Origin of the sequence: Streptomyces sp. NBC_00435, from assembly GCF_036014235.1 — a bacterium.
GTDB lineage: Bacteria > Actinomycetota > Actinomycetes > Streptomycetales > Streptomycetaceae > Streptomyces.
In genome coordinates, this window is the sequence record NZ_CP107924.1 from 7,393,474 (window position 1) to 7,410,480 (window position 17,007).

Annotated in this window: 17 protein-coding genes; 10 read left to right on the plus strand and 7 right to left on the minus strand. The window is 73.7% G+C overall.

The features are described from left to right. Window positions 1-8 precede the first annotated feature (8 nt). Entirely contained in the window at window positions 9-653 is a 645-nt protein-coding gene (locus OG389_RS33325) for a MerR family transcriptional regulator (RefSeq protein ID WP_328302574.1), read from the plus strand. 127 nt (window positions 654-780) lie between these two features. Next, entirely contained in the window at window positions 781-1,149 is a 369-nt protein-coding gene (locus OG389_RS33330; RefSeq protein ID WP_328302575.1) for a 5-carboxymethyl-2-hydroxymuconate Delta-isomerase, read from the plus strand. 48 nt (window positions 1,150-1,197) lie between these two features. Here OG389_RS33330 and OG389_RS33335 read toward each other — a convergent pair whose 3' ends face one another. Beyond that, on the minus strand, window positions 1,198-1,893 hold the full coding sequence (locus OG389_RS33335; RefSeq protein WP_328302576.1) for a transglycosylase SLT domain-containing protein: 696 nt from the start codon (window positions 1,891-1,893) through the stop codon (window positions 1,198-1,200). An 862-nt stretch (window positions 1,894-2,755) separates the two neighbouring features. Continuing rightward, complete coding sequence (locus OG389_RS33340) at window positions 2,756-3,673, minus strand: dihydrodipicolinate synthase family protein (protein ID WP_328302577.1); 918 nt, start codon at window positions 3,671-3,673, stop codon at window positions 2,756-2,758. 70 nt (window positions 3,674-3,743) lie between these two features. Here OG389_RS33340 and OG389_RS33345 point away from each other — a divergent pair, with 70 nt between their 5' ends. The 3 genes from OG389_RS33345 (at window position 3,744) to OG389_RS33355 (ending at window position 7,479) form a co-directional block, all read left to right on the plus strand. Beyond that, window positions 3,744-4,688 (plus strand): LysR family transcriptional regulator, encoded by a 945-nt coding sequence (locus OG389_RS33345; RefSeq protein WP_328302579.1) that lies wholly within the window; start codon window positions 3,744-3,746, stop codon window positions 4,686-4,688. A 135-nt stretch (window positions 4,689-4,823) separates the two neighbouring features. Continuing rightward, window positions 4,824-5,909, plus strand: a complete 1,086-nt coding sequence (locus OG389_RS33350) for an S-(hydroxymethyl)mycothiol dehydrogenase (protein WP_328302581.1) — start codon at window positions 4,824-4,826, stop codon at window positions 5,907-5,909. Between the two features lie 247 nt (window positions 5,910-6,156). After that, window positions 6,157-7,479: an alpha/beta fold hydrolase gene (locus tag OG389_RS33355; protein WP_328302583.1), complete on the plus strand. Its 1,323-nt coding sequence runs from the start codon at window positions 6,157-6,159 to the stop codon at window positions 7,477-7,479. An 11-nt stretch (window positions 7,480-7,490) separates the two neighbouring features. On the opposite strand, the gene OG389_RS33360 is transcribed toward OG389_RS33355, so the two are convergent. Then, on the minus strand, window positions 7,491-8,021 hold the full coding sequence (locus OG389_RS33360) for a DUF3887 domain-containing protein (protein ID WP_328302585.1): 531 nt from the start codon (window positions 8,019-8,021) through the stop codon (window positions 7,491-7,493). A gap of 177 nt (window positions 8,022-8,198) precedes the next feature. Continuing rightward, the gene (locus OG389_RS33365) at window positions 8,199-9,026 is read right to left on the minus strand and encodes an MBL fold metallo-hydrolase (RefSeq protein WP_328302586.1); all 828 of its coding nucleotides are present in this window, start codon (window positions 9,024-9,026) and stop codon (window positions 8,199-8,201) included. A gap of 18 nt (window positions 9,027-9,044) precedes the next feature. Here OG389_RS33365 and OG389_RS33370 point away from each other — a divergent pair, with 18 nt between their 5' ends. Together OG389_RS33370 and OG389_RS33375 are read left to right on the plus strand one after the other, a co-directional pair. Next, window positions 9,045-9,809, plus strand: a complete 765-nt coding sequence (locus tag OG389_RS33370) for a PIG-L deacetylase family protein (RefSeq protein ID WP_328302587.1) — start codon at window positions 9,045-9,047, stop codon at window positions 9,807-9,809. A gap of 23 nt (window positions 9,810-9,832) precedes the next feature. After that, window positions 9,833-10,666, plus strand: a complete 834-nt coding sequence (locus tag OG389_RS33375) for an enoyl-CoA hydratase/isomerase family protein (RefSeq protein ID WP_328302589.1) — start codon at window positions 9,833-9,835, stop codon at window positions 10,664-10,666. A 31-nt stretch (window positions 10,667-10,697) separates the two neighbouring features. Here OG389_RS33375 and OG389_RS33380 read toward each other — a convergent pair whose 3' ends face one another. From OG389_RS33380 to OG389_RS33390, 3 genes are all read right to left on the minus strand, one after another. Continuing rightward, the gene (locus tag OG389_RS33380) at window positions 10,698-11,300 is read right to left on the minus strand and encodes a TetR/AcrR family transcriptional regulator (protein WP_328302591.1); all 603 of its coding nucleotides are present in this window, start codon (window positions 11,298-11,300) and stop codon (window positions 10,698-10,700) included. A 42-nt stretch (window positions 11,301-11,342) separates the two neighbouring features. Further along, a complete protein-coding gene (locus tag OG389_RS33385; protein WP_328302593.1) occupies window positions 11,343-12,242 on the minus strand; it encodes an SDR family oxidoreductase in 900 nt (299 codons plus the stop codon). 61 nt (window positions 12,243-12,303) lie between these two features. Next, window positions 12,304-13,428 (minus strand): hypothetical protein, encoded by a 1,125-nt coding sequence (locus OG389_RS33390; RefSeq protein WP_328302595.1) that lies wholly within the window; start codon window positions 13,426-13,428, stop codon window positions 12,304-12,306. A 248-nt stretch (window positions 13,429-13,676) separates the two neighbouring features. Here OG389_RS33390 and OG389_RS33395 point away from each other — a divergent pair, with 248 nt between their 5' ends. The 3 genes from OG389_RS33395 to OG389_RS33405 are packed head-to-tail and all read left to right on the plus strand — an operon-like array spanning window position 13,677 to window position 16,989. Then, window positions 13,677-14,684 (plus strand): NADPH:quinone oxidoreductase family protein, encoded by a 1,008-nt coding sequence (locus tag OG389_RS33395; RefSeq protein ID WP_328302597.1) that lies wholly within the window; start codon window positions 13,677-13,679, stop codon window positions 14,682-14,684. Further along, window positions 14,681-15,874 carry an acyl-CoA dehydrogenase family protein gene (locus tag OG389_RS33400; RefSeq protein WP_328302599.1) on the plus strand — a complete coding sequence of 398 codons (1,194 nt, stop codon included), beginning with the start codon at window positions 14,681-14,683 and terminating at the stop codon, window positions 15,872-15,874. The genes OG389_RS33395 and OG389_RS33400 overlap by 4 nt, the downstream gene beginning before the upstream one ends. Next, window positions 15,871-16,989, plus strand: coding sequence for an acyl-CoA dehydrogenase family protein (locus tag OG389_RS33405; protein WP_328302601.1), 1,119 nt, complete (start codon window positions 15,871-15,873; stop codon window positions 16,987-16,989). Before OG389_RS33400 ends, OG389_RS33405 begins: the two co-directional genes overlap by 4 nt. Window positions 16,990-17,007 lie beyond the last annotated feature (18 nt).

Genomic DNA, 17,007 nt, shown 5'->3' on the forward strand with positions numbered 1-17,007 from the left:
TTCAAGAGATGCGGCTGGCGGAGTTGAGCGAACGCAGTGGCGTCTCGACGGCGACCATCAAGTACTACCTGCGCGAAGGTCTGTTGGCGCCGGGGCAGCGGGTCAGTGCGACGACCGCCGAGTACGACGAGGGACACCTGCGGCGGCTGCGGCTGGTCCGCGCGCTGATCCAGGTCGGCGGGATTCCAGTGGCCAAGGCCCGGGAGGTGCTCGCGCACGTCGACGACGAGTCCCTGGGCCGGACGATGCGGATAGGAGCGGCGCTGTGGGCGCTGCCGCAGGTGCCCGAGCCGGACGAGGAGGACGCGGCGGTGACCGCGGCGCGGCGGGAGGTGGACCGGCTGCTCGAGACGCTGGGCTGGTCGACGGCTCGGAAGGTGGGCGCGCTGTCCCCCGTCCACCGCTCGCTCGTGACGGCGGTGGCCACCCTCATTCGGCTCGGCTATCCGTGGGACGCCCCGCTGATGGCCCCGTACGCCGAGCTGATGCACCAGGCGGCCGTGCGCGACCTGGACTTCATGGAGACGTACCCCTCCGAGGAGGAGAAGGTCGAGACGGCGGTGGCCGCTGTCGTCCTCGTCCAGCCTGTGCTGAAGGCCCTGCACCGGCTGGCGCAGGAGGAGGAGTCGGCCCGGCGGTACGGGCTGGAATGAGCGGGGCGGGCGGTCCGTCGTCGTTCGGGTCCGCGAGAATGCGGGAGGACGCGACGGGCGTCGTACGGAACGCGGCGTGTGCCGGGCGTGCTGCCACGCGCCACCGAGAACACCTGGAGAACACGCGATGCCGCAGATCACCGTCGAGTACTCGGCGAACCTGACCGACACCTTCGACCGGCGTGGATTCGCCCTCGCCCTGCACGCGTTGACCGCCCGGGTGGCCGATGCCGCGGTGGAGAACTGCAAGACGCGCTTCCGGTGCCTCGACGAGGTCTGCGTGGCCGACGGTGCTGCCGGGAGCGCGCTCGTCCATGTACAGCTGGCCCTGCTGGCGGGCCGGACCGAGGCGGTCAAGGCCGAGTTGAGCGAGGCCGTGCTCGAACTGCTGCGGAAGTACACGTCCCAGGGGCTGGATGCGTCCGGACCCGTCGTGCACGCGTCGGTGGACGTGAACGAGCTGGGGGCGGCCTACCGCAAGCACGTGGGGGCCTGAACTCCGGCCTCGTGCCCGGTCCCGGTCCGCTGCCGTCGTACGGGCTTTTCAGTACGCGCCGTTGACGTTGTCGATCGAGCCGTAGCGGGCGGCCGCGTAATTGCAGGCGGCGGTGATGTTGGCGACCGGGTCGTAGGAGTTCTGCGGAGTGCCGGGCACGTGATAGGCCTGGAAGGTCGGGTCGATGACCTGGAGCAGACCCTTGGAGGGGATGCCCGCCGCCGCGTTGGAGTCCCAGTTGTTGATGGCCATGGGATTTCCCGAGGATTCGCGCATGACGTTGCGGTGAATTCCGTCGTAGCTGCCGGGGATTCCGTGCAGCGCCATGACGTCGAGCGACTCCCTGATCCAGCCGTCGAGGTTGTTCGGGTAGCTGGGGGCGGCCTTCACGGCGGCGGCCTTGGCGGCGGCGGCCGGGGCGGCCGCGGGGGCGGCGGCGAGGTTCAGCTTCAGACCCGGGCGGATGACCCCGGGGTTGGCGCCGACGATGCTCCGGTTGGCCTGGTAGAGCTGCTGCCAGCCGCCGCCTATGGAGTGCTCCGCCGCGATCTTGCTCAGGGTGTCACCGCTGACCACGGAATACGTCTTGGGTGCGGCACTGACGCCGCTGACCTCGGCCGCCCCGGCCGTGGTCGTGCTGACCAGCGGGAGGGCCAGCGCCGCACTGCCCGTGCCGGCGAGGGCCAGCGTGCGGGTGAGTGCGTGGTGCTGCTTCGGCCGGCGGTGCTTTCCCTTTGCGGACATGGCGGAATTCCTCACGTGGGGGTACGGAAGAGCCCGGGTGGCGGCCGGATTCGGCTGCGAACCACTGGGAACGAGGTGACCGTAGGCCGTTCCGGCGGGCCGGAACAAGACTCGAATTCGATCGGGAGATCAACTTCCCGTAATCGGCTCGATGGATGACCTTGGAAAGGGATACGGGAATTCTCGAAATTCCGGCCGGGAAAGGGGGAATCGGCCCCTGCGGGGAAATGATGTTGGTGTGGTCGGCGTGACTCACATCACGAGGTTCCGGGTGAGGTCCCAATTCGGGGCAAGTCGCCCGTCGCTGGGGTCGATTCGGGCGACCCGCCCTATGGGGGCGAATCGCCCATCCCAGGTCATTAACCCCCATGCGCGTAACCGAGCCCGCCGGGCCCCGGGCGGCGGGCTCGGCGCCCCGAACCTGGCCCGCCGACTCCACGGGCCCCACGCCCCGAACCCGGCCCGGCCGGCTGGCGGCCGACGAGCGGGGCCCCGCCTGTGCGGGGCCTTGTCCGTGGGGGGCTCGTCCGTCCGGGGTCTCGCCCGGCGGCGGACCGCGCCCGTGCCGGACCTCTCCCGACGCCGACCTGGGCCTGTGCCGGTCCTGGTCCGTCCCGGGCCCTGAGCGTGCCGGGGCCGTGCCTGGTGCGCGCCCGGGCCCGTGCTGGACCGGCTTGTGCCGGGCTCGCCTGCGCGGGGTCGTGCGTGCCGGGGCCTTGCCCGGCGCCGGCCTGGGCCGGTGCCGGAGCGGCCCCGGGCGGGGGAGCGGGCAGGGCCGGGCCCGCCGGGGCCGGGGAGGGGGGCGGGCCCGGGCGGACTGGCAGGCAGGAGCGAGTGGAGAGCGGTAGGGGACCGGGTGGGGTCAGAGGAGTGCCAGTTCTCGCCGCGCCGCAGCGATCGCCTCGTGGCCGGCCGGGAGCAGAGGGAGGCGTACGTCCGGCGTCGGGATACGGCCTTGGGCGTGCAACACCCCCTTGACGACCGTGGGGTTGGGCTCGCTGAAGACGGCGGAGGAGAGGCGGGCCAGGCCGGGGCCCAACGCACGCGCCCGGTCGGTGTCACCCGCTCGCCAGGCCGCCGCGAGCTCGACGAACCGGGCCGTCGCGAGGTGCGCCGAGGCGAGGATCCCGCCCGCCGCGCCGAGCGCGAGAAGAGGAGAGAGGAAGGTGTCGTCGCCCGCCAGTACCACGAAGCCCTCCGGCAGGTCGCCGAGCAGCGCCACCGCGTCCTCGTCGACCGAGCCGACCGCGTACTTGACCGCGACCACCCCGGGCAGCGCCCCGACCGACCGCAGCGAGACCGCGTCCAGCGGCTTCCCGGTCCGGTACGGGACGTGGTAGACGATCAGCGGTACGGGGCTCACCCGCGCCAGCCGCTCGAAGTGCGCGAGCACCCCGGCCGCCGAGGGGCGTACGAACGCGGGCACGGTCACCAGTGCCGCCCGCGCCTCGGGCCACCGCTCCAGCCGGATGAGCGAGTCCTCGGCGGCCCGGGTCCCGCTCGCCCCGGCGCCCACGGTCAGCGCCGCCCCCCGCTCCCGGCAGACCCGCGCACAGACCTCGGTGACCAGGTCGCGCTCCGCCTCGTCGAGGGCGGCCGGCTCGCCGGTGGTGCCGAGCGCCACGATCCCGGAGGCGCCCGCGTCGAGCACCTCGTGTGCGAGCGCCTCCAGGGCCTCGGCGGCCACGTCCCCGGCCGCGGTGAAGGGGGTGATCAGCGGTACGTGGATCCCGTGCGGGCCCTGCGCCGTGGGGGCCAGGGGCATGAAGGTCTGTGTCATGCGCCGAGCCTGGACTGCTCCGAGCATCGAATCCAGTTCGCTTTTCTTACCGGACCCGTAAGCTGATCCGATGCTCGATGTACGACGCCTGCGCCTCCTGCGCGAACTCGCCCGACGGGGGACCATCGCCGCGGTCGCCGAGGCGCTCTCGTTCAGCCCTTCGGCGGTGTCCCAGCAGCTCGGTGTCCTCGAACGCGAGGCCGGTCTGGCGCTGCTCGAGCGCACGGGACGCGGGGTCAGGCTCACTCCCGCCGGGCAGAACCTGGTCCGGCACGCCGACGCGGTGCTGGAGCTGCTGGAACGCGCCGACGCCGATCTCGCCGAGGCACGCGGCGGACTGGCCGGAGCGCTGCGGATCGGGTCCTTCCCCACGGCGACCAGGGCCATCGTTCCGGCCGCCCTGGTCGCGCTGGCCCGCCGCCACCCGGGACTGGAGCCGATGGTGTCCGAGACCGACCCGGCGGCGGTCGCGCACGCGCTGCGGGCCGGTGACCTGGACGTGGCGCTGATCCACGAGTACGACTTCGTCCCCGCGCCGGAGGAGCCGGGGCTCGCCGCCGAGCCGCTGTACCGCGAGGCGATGTACCTCGCGTCCCCCACCTCTCCGGCCACCCCCACCTCTCCGGCCACCCCCGCCACCCCCACCCCTCCCCCCGCCGACCAGCGCGCGATGCTCCGTACCCACGCCGACGCGCCCTGGATCACCGCCACACCCGGCACGCTCTGCCACGCCATGACGCTGCGGGCCTGCCAGGCCGCCGGATTCACTCCGCGGATCCGCCACCAGGTGGACGAGTTCGCCACCGTGCTCGCCCTGGTCGCGGCCGGTCAGGGCGTGGCCGTGGTGCCGCAGCTCGGGATCACCGGGCACGCGGATCCGGCCGTTGTGCTCACCCGCCTCCTCATGGAGCGCCGGACCAACCTGGCCTTCCGCGGCGGGGCCGCCGGCCACCCCGCCGTGGCCGCCTTCGGCGCGGCCCTGCGGGAGGCGGTACCGCCGGAACTCGCCACATAGGAACGGCTCCCGTGCGCCCCGGTGCGCGGCAATTCCCGTACGCGGGAACGCGCGTGTACGTTGACCGGACCGGCGGATCCCGCGCGGGACCCCCGGTGCAGTCGACGCAAACCATGAATGAGATCGGGGTAGCACGTGACGCATCGCGTACGAGGGGTCATCGCCCGGAGCAAGGGCGCACCGGTGGAGACGACGACGATCCTCGTGCCCGATCCGGGCCCCGGCGAGGCGCTCGTACGGGTCCAGGCCTGCGGGGTCTGCCACACCGACCTGCACTACCGCGAGGGCGGCATCAACGACGAGTACCCCTTCCTGCTCGGCCACGAGGCCGCCGGGATCGTGGAATCGGTCGGCCCGGACGTCACCTCCGTGGCCCCCGGTGACTTCGTCGTCCTCAACTGGCGTGCGGTGTGCGGAAGCTGTCGGGCCTGCAAGCGGGGCCGCCCCTGGTACTGCTTCAACACGCACAACGCCACCCAGCCCATGACCCTGGAGGACGGCACCCCGCTCTCCCCGGCCCTGGGCATCGGCGCCTTCGCCGAGAAGACCCTGGTCGCCGCCGGCCAGTGCACCAAGGTGGACCCGGCCGCCTCGCCGGCCGCCGCCGGACTGCTCGGCTGCGGGGTGATGGCCGGCCTTGGAGCCGCCCTGAACACCGGCAACGTGGGGCGCGGTGACTCCGTCGCCGTCATCGGCTGCGGGGGAGTGGGCAACGCCGCCGTCGCCGGGGCCCGGCTGGCCGGAGCCTCGCGGATCATCGCGGTGGACCTGGACGACCGGAAGCTGGAGTGGGCGCGGGGCCTCGGCGCCACGCACACCGTCAACGGCGGCACCGAGGACGTGGTCAAGGCCATCCAGGAGCTCACCGGCGGGAACGGTGCCGACGTGGTCATCGAGGCCGTCGGCCGCCCCGAGACGTACCGTCAGGCGTTCTACGCGCGCGACCTGGCCGGCACGGTGGTCCTGGTCGGCGTCCCGACTCCGGAGATGCGGCTCGAACTCCCGCTGCTGGACGTCTTCGGGCGCGGCGGCGCCCTGAAGTCCTCCTGGTACGGGGACTGCCTGCCCGAGCGGGACTTCCCGCTGCTCATCGACCTCTACCTGCAGGGGCGCCTGGACCTGGACGCGTTCGTCTCCGAGCGGATCGCCCTGGACGGTGTCGAAGCGGCCTTCGCCCGCATGGAGCGCGGGGAGGTGCTCCGCTCGGTCGTCGAGTTCTGACCGGGTACGGCGCACTGCCCGTACCACCCCGATGAGGCCGGGACCGGCCGCCGTACGAGCACCCCTGCCTGCCCCGGTGCTCGTACGGCCGCACTGTTCCCGAGGCGGCCGTGCGCCCGTACGGACCGGCCCGCTTCCGGGGGCCTCGCGTAAGCTCAGCCGGGCCCGCCGCCCCGGTCCGCCACCATCCACCGGCCCCGGAACGGCTGCCGCGCACCCACCCACCGCGCCGACCCCAGGGACCCCCGTGACCTCAGTGACCTCCGCCGCCGGCAGCTACCGCCAGCCCGGCGTCGAACTCACCGACCACCACTTCAGCCTTCCGCTCGACCACGCCCGCCCCGAGGGCGAGCGGATCGACCTGTACGCCCGGGAACTGGTCGCCACCGGGAAGGACCCCGCGTCCCTGCCCTGGCTGCTCTACCTGGAGGGCGGGCCCGGCTTCGGCGCACGCCGCTTCATCGGCCGGCAGGCCTGGCTGGAGCGGGCCCTGTCCGAGTACCGGGTGCTGCTCCTCGACCAGCGTGGCACCGGCCGCTCCACCCCGGTCAACCGGCAGACCCTGCCGCTGCGCGGCGGCCCCGCGCGGCAGGCCGAGTACCTCGCCCACTTCCGCGCCGACTCCATCGTGCGCGACGCCGAGACCATCCGCCCCCTCCTGACCGGCGGCGCGCCCTGGACGGTCCTCGGCCAGAGCTTCGGCGGCTTCTGCGTCACCCACTACCTCGGCGCCGCCCCCGAGGGGCTGACCGCCGCCCTCATCACCGGCGGGCTGCCCTCCCTCGAGGCGACCGCGGCCGAGGTGTACGAAGCCGCGTACCCCCGCATGGAGCGCAAGAACCGGGCGCACTACGCCCGTTACCCCATGGACGTGGAACGGGCCCGTCGCATCGCAGCCCACCTCGTCGAGCACCCGGCCGAGCTCCCCGGCGGATACCGGCTGACGGTCGAGGCCTTCCAGTCCCTCGGTCTCCTCCTCGGCGTCTCGGACGGCAGCCACCAACTGCACTACCTGCTGGAGGACGCCTTCGTCCCCACCGCGGCCGGGCCCGCCCTGTCCGACGCCTTCCTGGAGGCGGTCCACGCCCAGCTCTCCTTCGCCGGGCACCCGCTGTACGCCCTGATGCACGAGGCGATCTACGTCCAGGACCCGGCCGCCCCCATCGGCTGGGCCGCCGAACGGGTGCGCGCGGGCCACCCGCGCTTCGACGCCGAGAAGACCCTCGCCGGCGAGGAGCCGCTGTACTTCACCGGTGAGACCATCCACCCCTGGCACTTCACCTGTGACCCCGCGCTCGCCCCGCTGCGCGAGACCGCCGAACTGCTGGTGGCCCGTACCGGCTGGACGCCCCTGTACGACCGCGCACGGCTCGCCGCCAACGAGGTGCCGGTGGCCGCCGCCGTCTACCACGACGACATGTACGTGGACACCGGGCACTCCCTGGCCACGGCCCGCGCCGTCCGGGGGCTGAAGACCTGGGTGACGGACGAGTTCGAGCACGACGGAGTCCGCGCCGGCGGCCCGCGCGTCCTGGACCGGCTGCTGGCCCTGGTGCGCGACGAGGCCTGATCCTCGGGGAGTTACGGGACGGGGATGCCGGTCCGGAGGAAGAACAGACCGGTGAGGAGTCCGTCCTCGTTGAAGGTGACGCGGAACTCTCCCGGCCGCTTCGCCATGTTCAGCGGCACGTTGACGACGGTCCCCTGTACGGATGCGACCTGCCGGGGGTCCCCGTGCGACCGGTACGGCCCGAACTGTTCCTGGTAGTCCTGCCAGGACCGGGCGAGGAGCTCCGGGGACGCCTGGTGGCGGAGCGTCTCGTCGAAACGGCCCGAGACGGCGGTGAAGTCGCCCCGCACCACCTCGTCGAGCGTGTCGAGAGCGAGCTGCTCGTCATCCGTCCTGGCCGCGACCGGCACAGCGGCCGCGGCGAGGACGCCGGCCGGGGCCGTGACCGCCGCGGGGGCGGGCTCCTGCGCGGAGCTCGCGGGGGAACCGTTCGTCAGGAGCACGGCGCTGGACGCGAGCAGGGCCGCGGGCACCGTTCGCACGATCCGGGCGAACCGCCGTTTCCCGCCGTGGGTCGTGTGCGTGCCGGACATCGGGGCCATGGCTTTCCCCTTCTCCCGTTCGAGGGGCCGGGAGGGTCACCGCGATTCTCCGGATCAGCCGGATCAGCCTGGTCGGCCTGATCGGCCCGATCCGCCCGATCCGCCTGGACCACCACCCCTCATGCTAGGGCGCCCACACGGCGGTCGCACGTCGGCCGCGGCACGTGCCCCGGGCTCTCAGCCACCCGGTACGGCCGGGGGCACGGAGGGCTCCACGAAGGCGCGGGTCAGGTGCGCGGTGGCCAGCAGGGCGCCCCGGCGCACGGCCAGGGCCAGGGTCTCCTCGCGGGAGGCCCGCGCGGCGGCCCGGTCGCGTTCGTGGGAGTACGGGACCGCCGGATCGGCCAGCTGCACCGCGTGCACCAGGACGTCACCGGTGACCAGGACGTCCCGGTCCCCGCCACCCGGGCCGGCCGCCCCCTCCACCAGTACCGACTGGTGGCCAGGGGTGTGCCCGGGCGTCGGCAGCAGGGTGAGGCCGGGGGCGAGCCTGTGTACCCCGGCCACCTCCTGGAGCTGCCCGGAGGCCCGCAGCGGAGCCACCGTCCAGTCCCACACCGGGTCCGCCCGGTCCAGGGCCGCCACCTCCGCGCCCTGTACGAGGTACCGCGCGGCCGGGAAGAACGGCCGGCCCGCCGCGTCGAGCGTCCAGCCGGTGTGGTCCTCGTGCAGGTGGGTCAGGACCACCGCCTCCACGTCGGCCGGGGCGATCCCGGCCTCCGCGAGCGCGGCGGGCAGCCGGCCCGGGACCGGGGCCCAGCCGGCCGCGGGACCGTGCGCCGGGCCGACCCCCGCGTCGACCAGCACCCAGCGTCCGCCCGGCCGGGACACGGCGAAGCACCGGAAGTCCAGCCGCCAGGAGCCGTCCGGCCCGGCCGCGCCCGGGTCCACCAGGGCGGCCCGGGCCCAGGCAGCGGCGTCCGCCCCGGGGAACGCCGTGGCCGCGGGCTCGAAGAACGTCCCTGTGGCGTCGAGCAGGGCCACCACGAGCCCGTGTCTGTCCATTCGCCTATGGTGCGATGTATGAGCGAACGACTGGACGGGCCCGCGCCCTTGGAACCGATGCCCACCGACTGGCAGCGCGCCCTGGCGGTCGTGGCGCACCCCGACGACCTGGAGTACGGCTGCGCGGCGGCCGTCGCGGACTGGACGGACGGCGGCCGCGAGGTCGTCTACCTGCTCGCCACGCGCGGCGAGGCGGGCATCGACACGGTCGCCCCGGCCGAGTGCGCCCCACTGCGCGAGGCGGAGCAGCGCGCGAGCGCGGCCGTGGTCGGCGTGTCCGCGGTGGAGTTCCTCGAGCACCGCGACGGCGTCGTCGAGTACGGCCTCGGCCTGCGCCGGGACATCGCGGCCGCCATCCGCCGCCACCGCCCCGAGCTGGTCGTCACCATGAACCACCGCGACACCTGGGGCGGCGCCGGAGGCGGCGGATACTGGAACACCCCCGACCACAAGGCGGTCGGCCGGGCCACCCTGGACGCGGCCAGCGACGCGGGAAATCGCTGGATCTTCCCCGAACTCATCGAGGAACAAGGGCTGGAGCCGTGGAACGGGGTGCGCTGGGTCGCGGTGTCCGGCACCACGACGCCCACCCACGCGGCCGACGCCGGTCCGGGCCTGGAGCGTTCGGTGAAATCGCTGATGGAGCACAAGGCGTACATCGCGGCCCTGACGGACGAGGACCCCGAGACGTACGTACGCACCTTCCTGACGGGCAACGCCCAGCAGGCGGCGGCCCGGTTCGGCGGCCGGCCGGCGGTACCCTTCGAGGTCTTCCCGCGTTGAGCGGTGCCCCCTAAGGTGTCGGCGTGATCGACACCATCAGCACGGAGATCGCGGAGGGTGAGGAACGGATCCGTCTGGACGTCGCGGGCGGGATCGCGGAACTCACCCTCTGCCGGCCGGGGAAGCTCAACGGCTGGAGCTGGGAGTCCACGCGCCAGCTGGGCCTGTTGGCGGACCGGATCCGCTTCGACCCGGCGGTCCGGGTGGTCCTGCTGCGGGCCGAGGGCCGGGCGTTCTGCGCGGGCATCGACGTGACGGCCCCCGGCGGGGCGATCACGGGAGGTTCGGCGGCCGAGCGCAACCGCAACTACTACGAGGGCATCCGCTGGGTCCACGAACGCTTCGCGGTCCTGGCCCGGCTGCCGCAGCCGGTCGTGGCGGCCGTGCAGGGCTACTGCCTGGGATTCGGCTTCGAGCTGGCCCTGCTGGCCGACATCCGGGTGGCGGCGGACGACGCCGTCTTCGCCCTGCCCGAGGCGCAGTTGGGCGTCGCGGTGGACGCGGGCGGCGATCTGCGCATCGCCCGGGAGGCGGGTGCCGGCTGGGCCAAGTACCTGGCCCTGACCGGCCGCCGTATCGACGCGCGGACGGCCGAGCGGCTGAACCTGGTCCAGCAGGTCGTTCCGCCAAAGGAGTTGGAATCGACCGCCCGAGCGCTCGCGGCGGAGATCGCGGCCAACGCCCCCCTGGCCGTCCAGGGCATCAAGCGCGCGATCGACTCCTACGCCGATGCGGCCCTGCCCGCGGCCCTGGACCGCGTCGCGATGACGGCGGCCCTGACCCTGACCTCGGAGGATTCCCAGGAGGGCTACACCGCCAAGGCGGCCCGCCGCCCCCCGCGCTTCACCGGAGGCTGAGCCCGGGCGCGCGGGATCCGCGCGGATCCGGCTACTCCTCCAGGCGCAGGAGGGCCAGGGCGCGGGCCGAGACCTCGGGAAGGCGGTCGCGGCCGTCCTCGGCGGCCCAGTGTTCGAGGGCCACGGTGACCGCGTCGATGAGGACGGCCGCCAGCAGGCGGGTCTCCAGGGCGGATTCCGGGCGCCCCGTGCGCTCCGCGAGCACCGGCACCAGGCGGTCCTGCATCGCCCGGGCGGCCGCGAGCCAGCGCAGCCGGATCTCCGGGACCCGGCTCATCACCTGGATGAGGTGGACCGTCTGGCCCGGTTCCTCGTAGCGCGCACCCGCCGTCGCGATGGTGAAGGCGGCCTGGACCGCCTCGGTGAGCGGCTCCGCGGCGGGCCGCAGGGCGAGCTCCTCGACCAGGGTGGCCACCCCGGCGGTGAGGACCGGGGTCAGCGCGTCCTCCTTGGTCGGGCAGTACCGGTAGAAGGTCCGCAGCGAGATCCCGGCCGCCCGCGCGATGTCGTCGACCGTCGTGGCCTCGTACCCCCGCTCCGAAAACAGCGCGGCCGCGGCTTCCGCGATCTCGTACCACGTGGCCTCTCGGCGCCGCTCCGTCAACGACGGGCGGCCCGTACTCGCCGTGCTCACCGCAACACCTCCTGGGATGGTGGGGCCAATGTGCCACACCCGTCACGGGAGGAACGGACCCCGGCCCAACTGGTCGCGCACCGGCACCACTTCGGGATTGACGAGGGAGCGACGCTGCCAGTTCGCGCCGTCCACCACCAGGGTGTGACCGGTGATGAACCGGGCGTAGGGCGAGGCCAGGAAGGTGGCGGCCCAGCCCAGTTCGCGCGGGGCGCCGACCCGCAGGGCGGGCTGTCTGGCGTCCTTGCCGTCCTGGGCGGCCCGGTCCAGGCCGCCCCGGATGTCCTCGGTCATGTCCGCGTGCGGGAACAACCCCGGGACCAGCCCGTTGATCTGGATGCCGTACGGGCCCCACTCGACGGCGAGCGTCTCCACGAGGTTCTTCACCCCGGCCTTGGCGGCGGCGCTGTGCGCGTAGCCGGGCCCGCCCGTCCAGGCGTACGAGGCGCCGATGTTCACGATGGACCCGGCGCTGCCCGCGGCGAGGTGGCGGCGGCCGAACTCGCGGGTCACGAACCAGGTGCCGGTCAGGGTGATGTCGACCACCGCCCGCCAGGCGTTGGGGGACAGGTCCTCCGCCGGACAGGGGAAGTTGGCGGCCGCGTTGTTGACGAGTACGTCCGGTATCCGGTCGAAGGCCGCCCCGGCCGCGTCGAAGACCTCGGCGACCCGCTCGGGGTCCCGGATGTCGCAGACGGCGGCCGTCACCCGGCCCGCGCCGGGTACGCCCGCCAGCTCCTCCTGAGCCGCTTCGAGCTGCTCGATCCGGCGCCCGGCGATCACCAGGTCCGCGCCGAGCCGCGCGAACTCGGTGGCGATGGCTTTGCCCAGCCCGGTCCCGCCGCCCGTCACGAGCACCACCTGCGCGGTGAACGTGCCGGGCGGCAGGGCGGCGGAGCCGAACGGCGGCGGCGCGGGCAGCCCGCGCAAGGGGTTCTCCATGCGGCCATCGATAGCGTGCGGACGCTCAGATCACCATGGCCGGGACACCACCCGCTGCCGGCTACTTCTGCGGCAGGTACGCCTGCTTGCTCGCACAGGTCCAGATCACCGGCCGGAGCTTGCCCTTCGCGTTCACGGCCGAGCCGCCGACGCGGTCGCGGTCGGAGACCGCCTCCGCCGTACTCGCGCCGTTCGGCGAGAGCCGGGGCAGGGCGAGGACCGGACCGGAGCCGGGCCACAGCTGGGCCTGGTCGGGCAGGGTCTGCGACTCCGGGTGGAACTTGGCGGTGCCGACGCTCACGTTGGTCGTCCGGCTGATCGCCTCGAAGGTGCCGTACGGGTGCGTGTTCAGCACTCCGGGGGAGGAGGCGGGGCCGGTGTGCGGCGGGCTCCACACGAACGGCTTGTACTCGTGCCACGGGCCGAGCCAGTCGTAGCCGACGACCCGGCCGCTGTCGTCCATGTCCTGCACGTAGCTGTCCTCGAACCCGCCGCCGCCGCTGGGCGCCAGGGACCGGGCGGGCGAACCGTCCGCGGGCCACACCAGCGGGTAGTTCCACCACTTGTGCTCGCCCGTCTCGGGCACCTCGTAGTCCTGCTCCGCCAGCCCCAGGACGTCCCCCCTGGTGTTGACGGCCGTGATCATCTTGACCCGGGTCCCGGGACCGCTGTCCGCGGGCAGGGGGAGCTCCCGTACCTTCTGGCCGTCCTTCCAGACGGTGGCGACCCCCTGCGCGGTGAGGGAGGTGACGTATCCGGCGTCGTTGACGTCGGCCTCGATGTCCGGCCAGCCGGTCCCCGGCAGCGGGGTGGGCGCCGCGTTCCCGGCCCGGTAGGTGAACAGGTAGCCGTTCTCGCCGTTCACCCGGCCCACCATCAGCCCACTGCTGTTGACGGCGATCACCTCGCCGGTCAGGGTCGCGTCGTGCAGCGGGATCCGGTGCAGCGTGGTGCCGGTCCAGTACACCGGCTTGCCACCGGAGACGCCGACGGCGAGGTTGCCCGTGCCGAGGTCCAGGACGCCCTGGGTGGGTGTGGTGTCCGGGACGTAGGTGTCGGGCGCCAGGTGCCCCAGCACCTGTATCTTCGGCGTGCACTTCGCCTCGGCGGCCACGGCCGGGCCGGCCGCGGTGACCAGACCCGCAAGGACGACGACGGCTCCGGCCGCGGGCATGCTTCTTCTCATGTGCTCGTCCCCCATGGACATGTGCTGTTCCCCGTTGAGCCATGACACTCGAGTCATGACACGTGCACGCCACATGCTGCCCGAAAGAGTGACGGAAGTGGCCGAATTTTGCGACAGGTGGTTGCGGACGGCGACGATCCGGTCCCCTCGGCGGAGTTTCCGTCAGGGCCTACCGGTTCCCAGCCGTGCAAGCGACCGCTTAGTATGCCCGCGAGGCGTGGTTCCCCGTCGGCGGCTGGAGGCCCCGGATGCAGGCATGGCGAGTACACACCCCCGGCGAGCCCCGCGAGGCCATGAGCCTCGAAGAGGTTCCCGAACCGGTTCCCGGCGAGGGCGAGGTGAGGCTCAGGGTGCTCGCCGCCAACGTCAACTTCCCCGACGCGCTGCTCGTGCGCGGCCAGTACCAGATCCGCCCGCCGCTGCCCTTCACCCCCGGCGTGGAGATCTGCGGCCTGACCGACGACGGCCGCCGCGTCATCGCCAACCCGAGCCTGCCGCACGGCGGTTTCGCCGAGTACGTCACCGCCCCCGCGCGCGCCCTGCTCCCCGCCCCGGACACGCTCGACGACGCCGAAGCGGCGGCCCTGCACATCGGCTACCAGACGGGCTGGTTCGGCCTGCACCGCCGGGCCCGGCTCCAGGCCGGCGAAACCCTCCTCGTGCACGCCGCCGCCGGCGGGGTCGGCAGCGCCGCCGTCCAGCTCGGCAAGGCCGCCGGGGCCACCGTGATCGGGGTCGTCGGCGGCAAGGCCAAGGTGCGCACCGCCGAGGAGCTCGGCTGCGACCTCGTCATCGACCGCACCGGCGAGGACGTGGTCGCCCGGGTCAAGGAGTTCACCACGGGTCGCGGCGCCGACGTCGTCTACGACCCGGTCGGCGGCGAGGCCTACACGGCCTCCGCCAAATGCGTGGCCTTCGAGGGCCGCATCGTCGTCGTCGGCTTCGCGAGCGGAACCATCCCCGCTCCCGCGCTCAATCACGCCCTCGTCAAGAACTACGCGATCCTGGGCCTCCACTGGGGCCTCTACGCCGCCAAGGACCCGGCGTCGATCGCCGCCTGTCACGCCGAGCTCACCCGGCTCGCGGTCGACGGCGCCATCAAGCCGCTGGTCAGCGAGCGGGTCCCGCTCGCCGGAGCCGCGGACGCCGTGCAGCGCCTCGCCGACGGGACCACCACCGGCCGGGTCGTCGTCGTACCGGGCCTGGACGCCGCCGCGCCGTCCGGCCCCACCACCGCGGACGGCGGCCCCCGATGACGGCCGCCCCGGTCACCGCCGCCCAACTACTGGTACGCGTACGGGAACTGCTCGCGGCGCACCCGCCCGCCACCACAGGACGCGAAGAGTTCCTGCGGGCCCGCTTCGACGCCGGACTCGCCTGGGTGCACTACCCCGGGGGCCTCGGCGGACTCGGCGCCCCCCGCTCCCTCCAGGCCGTCGTGGACACCGAGCTGGAGGCGGCCGGAGCCCCCGACAACGACCCACGCCGGATCGGCATCGGCCTCGGCATGGCCGCGCCGACGATCCTCGCGTACGGCACCGAGGAGCAGAAGCGGCGCTTCCTGCGCCCGCTGTGGATCGGCGAGGAGGTCTGGTGCCAGCTCTTCAGTGAGCCAGGCGCCGGCTCCGACCTGGCCGCGCTCGGCACCCGCGCGGTCCGCGACGGCGACGACTGGGTGGTGGACGGCCAGAAGGTGTGGACCTCCAGCGCCCACACCGCCCGCTGGGCCATCCTCATCGCCCGCACCGACCCCGCACTGCCCAAGCACCAGGGCATCACCTACTTCCTGTGCGACATGCGCGCCCCGGGGGTGGAGGTGCGCCCGCTGCGCCAGATCACCGGCGAGGCCGAGTTCAACGAGGTGTTCCTCACCGGCGTCCGGATCCCCGACGCCCACCGCCTCGGCGCGGTCGGCCAGGGCTGGGCCGTGGCCCGCACCACCCTGATGAACGAGCGCGTCTCCATCGGCGGCATGCGGATCCCGCGCGAGGGCGGCATGATCGCCCCGGTCGCCGCCGCCTGGCGCGAGCGGCCGGAGCTGCGCACGCACGCCCTGCACCAGAGGATGCTGGAACTGTGGGTGGAGGCGGAGGTCGCCCGGCTCACCGGGGAGCGGCTGCGCCAGCAGCTCGTCGCCGGCCAGCCCGGCCCCGAGGGCTCCGGGATGAAGCTCTCCTTCGCCCGGCTCAACCAGGAGATCAGCGGGCTCGAGGTGGAACTCCTCGGCGAGGAAGGCCTGCTGTACGAGGACTGGACCCTGCGCCGCCCCGAGATCGTCGACTTCACCGGCCGCGACGCCGGCTACCGCTACCTGCGCGCCAAGGGCAACAGCATCGAGGGCGGCACCAGCGAAATCCTCCTCAACATCGTCGCCGAACGCGTCCTCGGCCTGCCCGCCGAACCGCGCGACGACAAGGACCTCGCGTGGAAGGACCTGGCTCGATGAGCTCTCCGAGCGCCGCCCCCCTGGACCTGCTGTACTCCGAGGCGGAGGAGGAACTCCGCACGGCCGTACGGTCCCTGCTCGCCGTCCGCTGCGACGCCGCGGGCATCCTCGCCCGGATCGAGGGCGGCCGGCCGCACGACCCCGAACTGTGGCGGATCCTCGCCGCCGACATCGGCGCGGCGGGACTCCTCGTACCGGAGAAACTGGGCGGACAGGGGGCGAGCCACCGGGAGGCGGCCGTGGTCCTCGAGGAGCTCGGCCGGGCCGCCGCGCCCGTCCCGTACCTCACGAGCGCGGTCCTCGCGACGGAGATCCTGCTCGGCTGCGACAGCACCCGGGCCGCCGATCTCCTGCGGGAACCGGCGGCGGGCCGGCAGATCTGCGTGCCCGCGCTGCCGCTGACCCTGGCACCCGGAGCTCCGCTGCCGGCGCCGGTCCACGACTCCGGTGACGGCAGGCTGAGCGGCACCGTCACCTCCGTAGCCGACGCGGTGGCCGCCGACGTGCTGCTCGTCCTCGCCGACACCGGGCTCCACGCCGTCCCGGCGGCGAACGCCCGGATCACCCCGCTCGTCGCCCTGGACCTGACCCGGCCGCTGGCCACCGTCATCCTCGACGGGGCCGCCGCGACCCGGCTCGCCGACCCGGCCACCGCCCGCGCGGCCATCGCCGGAGCACTGCTCTCGGGGGCCGGGCTGCTCGCCTCGGAACAGCTCGGGATCGCCGAGTGGTGCCTGACGGAGACGGTGGCCCACCTGCGCACCCGCCACCAGTTCAACCGTCCGCTGGGCTCCTTCCAGGCACTCAAGCACCGCCTCGCACGGCTGTGGCTCGACGTGGCCTCCGCCCGCGCGGCGGCCCGCGCCGCCGCCGACGCGCTGGCGACCGGCGCCGCCGACGCGCCGCTCACGGTGGCCGTGGCCCAGGCCTACTGCTCGGGCGTGGCGGTCCGGGCGGCCGAGGAGTGCGTCCAGCTCCACGGAGGCATCGGCATGACCTGGGAACACCCGGCCCACCTCTACCTCAAGCGGGCCAAGGCCGATTCCCTGGCCCTCGGCACGGCCGGTCACCACCGCGGCCTGGTGGCGGACTTCGCGGAACTCCCGGCGCCGTAGGACCGTGCCGCTGCGCGG

What these genes read in the sequence shown, in the direction of transcription:
- OG389_RS33335 (WP_328302576.1), bottom strand. Translation starts at nt 1,893, where the DNA reads ATGTCCGCAAAGGGAAAGCACCGCCGGCCGAAGCAGCACCACGCACTC.
- OG389_RS33395 (WP_328302597.1), top strand. Translation starts at nt 13,677, where the DNA reads ATGCAGGCATGGCGAGTACACACCCCCGGCGAGCCCCGCGAGGCCATG.
- OG389_RS33365 (WP_328302586.1), bottom strand. Translation starts at nt 9,026, where the DNA reads ATGGACAGACACGGGCTCGTGGTGGCCCTGCTCGACGCCACAGGGACG.
- OG389_RS33400 (WP_328302599.1), top strand. Translation starts at nt 14,681, where the DNA reads ATGACGGCCGCCCCGGTCACCGCCGCCCAACTACTGGTACGCGTACGG.
- OG389_RS33340 (WP_328302577.1), bottom strand. Translation starts at nt 3,673, where the DNA reads ATGACACAGACCTTCATGCCCCTGGCCCCCACGGCGCAGGGCCCGCAC.
- OG389_RS33325 (WP_328302574.1), top strand. Translation starts at nt 9, where the DNA reads ATGCGGCTGGCGGAGTTGAGCGAACGCAGTGGCGTCTCGACGGCGACC.
- OG389_RS33385 (WP_328302593.1), bottom strand. Translation starts at nt 12,242, where the DNA reads ATGGAGAACCCCTTGCGCGGGCTGCCCGCGCCGCCGCCGTTCGGCTCC.
- OG389_RS33360 (WP_328302585.1), bottom strand. Translation starts at nt 8,021, where the DNA reads ATGGCCCCGATGTCCGGCACGCACACGACCCACGGCGGGAAACGGCGG.
- OG389_RS33405 (WP_328302601.1), top strand. Translation starts at nt 15,871, where the DNA reads ATGAGCTCTCCGAGCGCCGCCCCCCTGGACCTGCTGTACTCCGAGGCG.
- OG389_RS33390 (WP_328302595.1), bottom strand. Translation starts at nt 13,428, where the DNA reads ATGAGAAGAAGCATGCCCGCGGCCGGAGCCGTCGTCGTCCTTGCGGGT.
- OG389_RS33345 (WP_328302579.1), top strand. Translation starts at nt 3,744, where the DNA reads ATGCTCGATGTACGACGCCTGCGCCTCCTGCGCGAACTCGCCCGACGG.
- OG389_RS33330 (WP_328302575.1), top strand. Translation starts at nt 781, where the DNA reads ATGCCGCAGATCACCGTCGAGTACTCGGCGAACCTGACCGACACCTTC.
- OG389_RS33370 (WP_328302587.1), top strand. Translation starts at nt 9,045, where the DNA reads ATGAGCGAACGACTGGACGGGCCCGCGCCCTTGGAACCGATGCCCACC.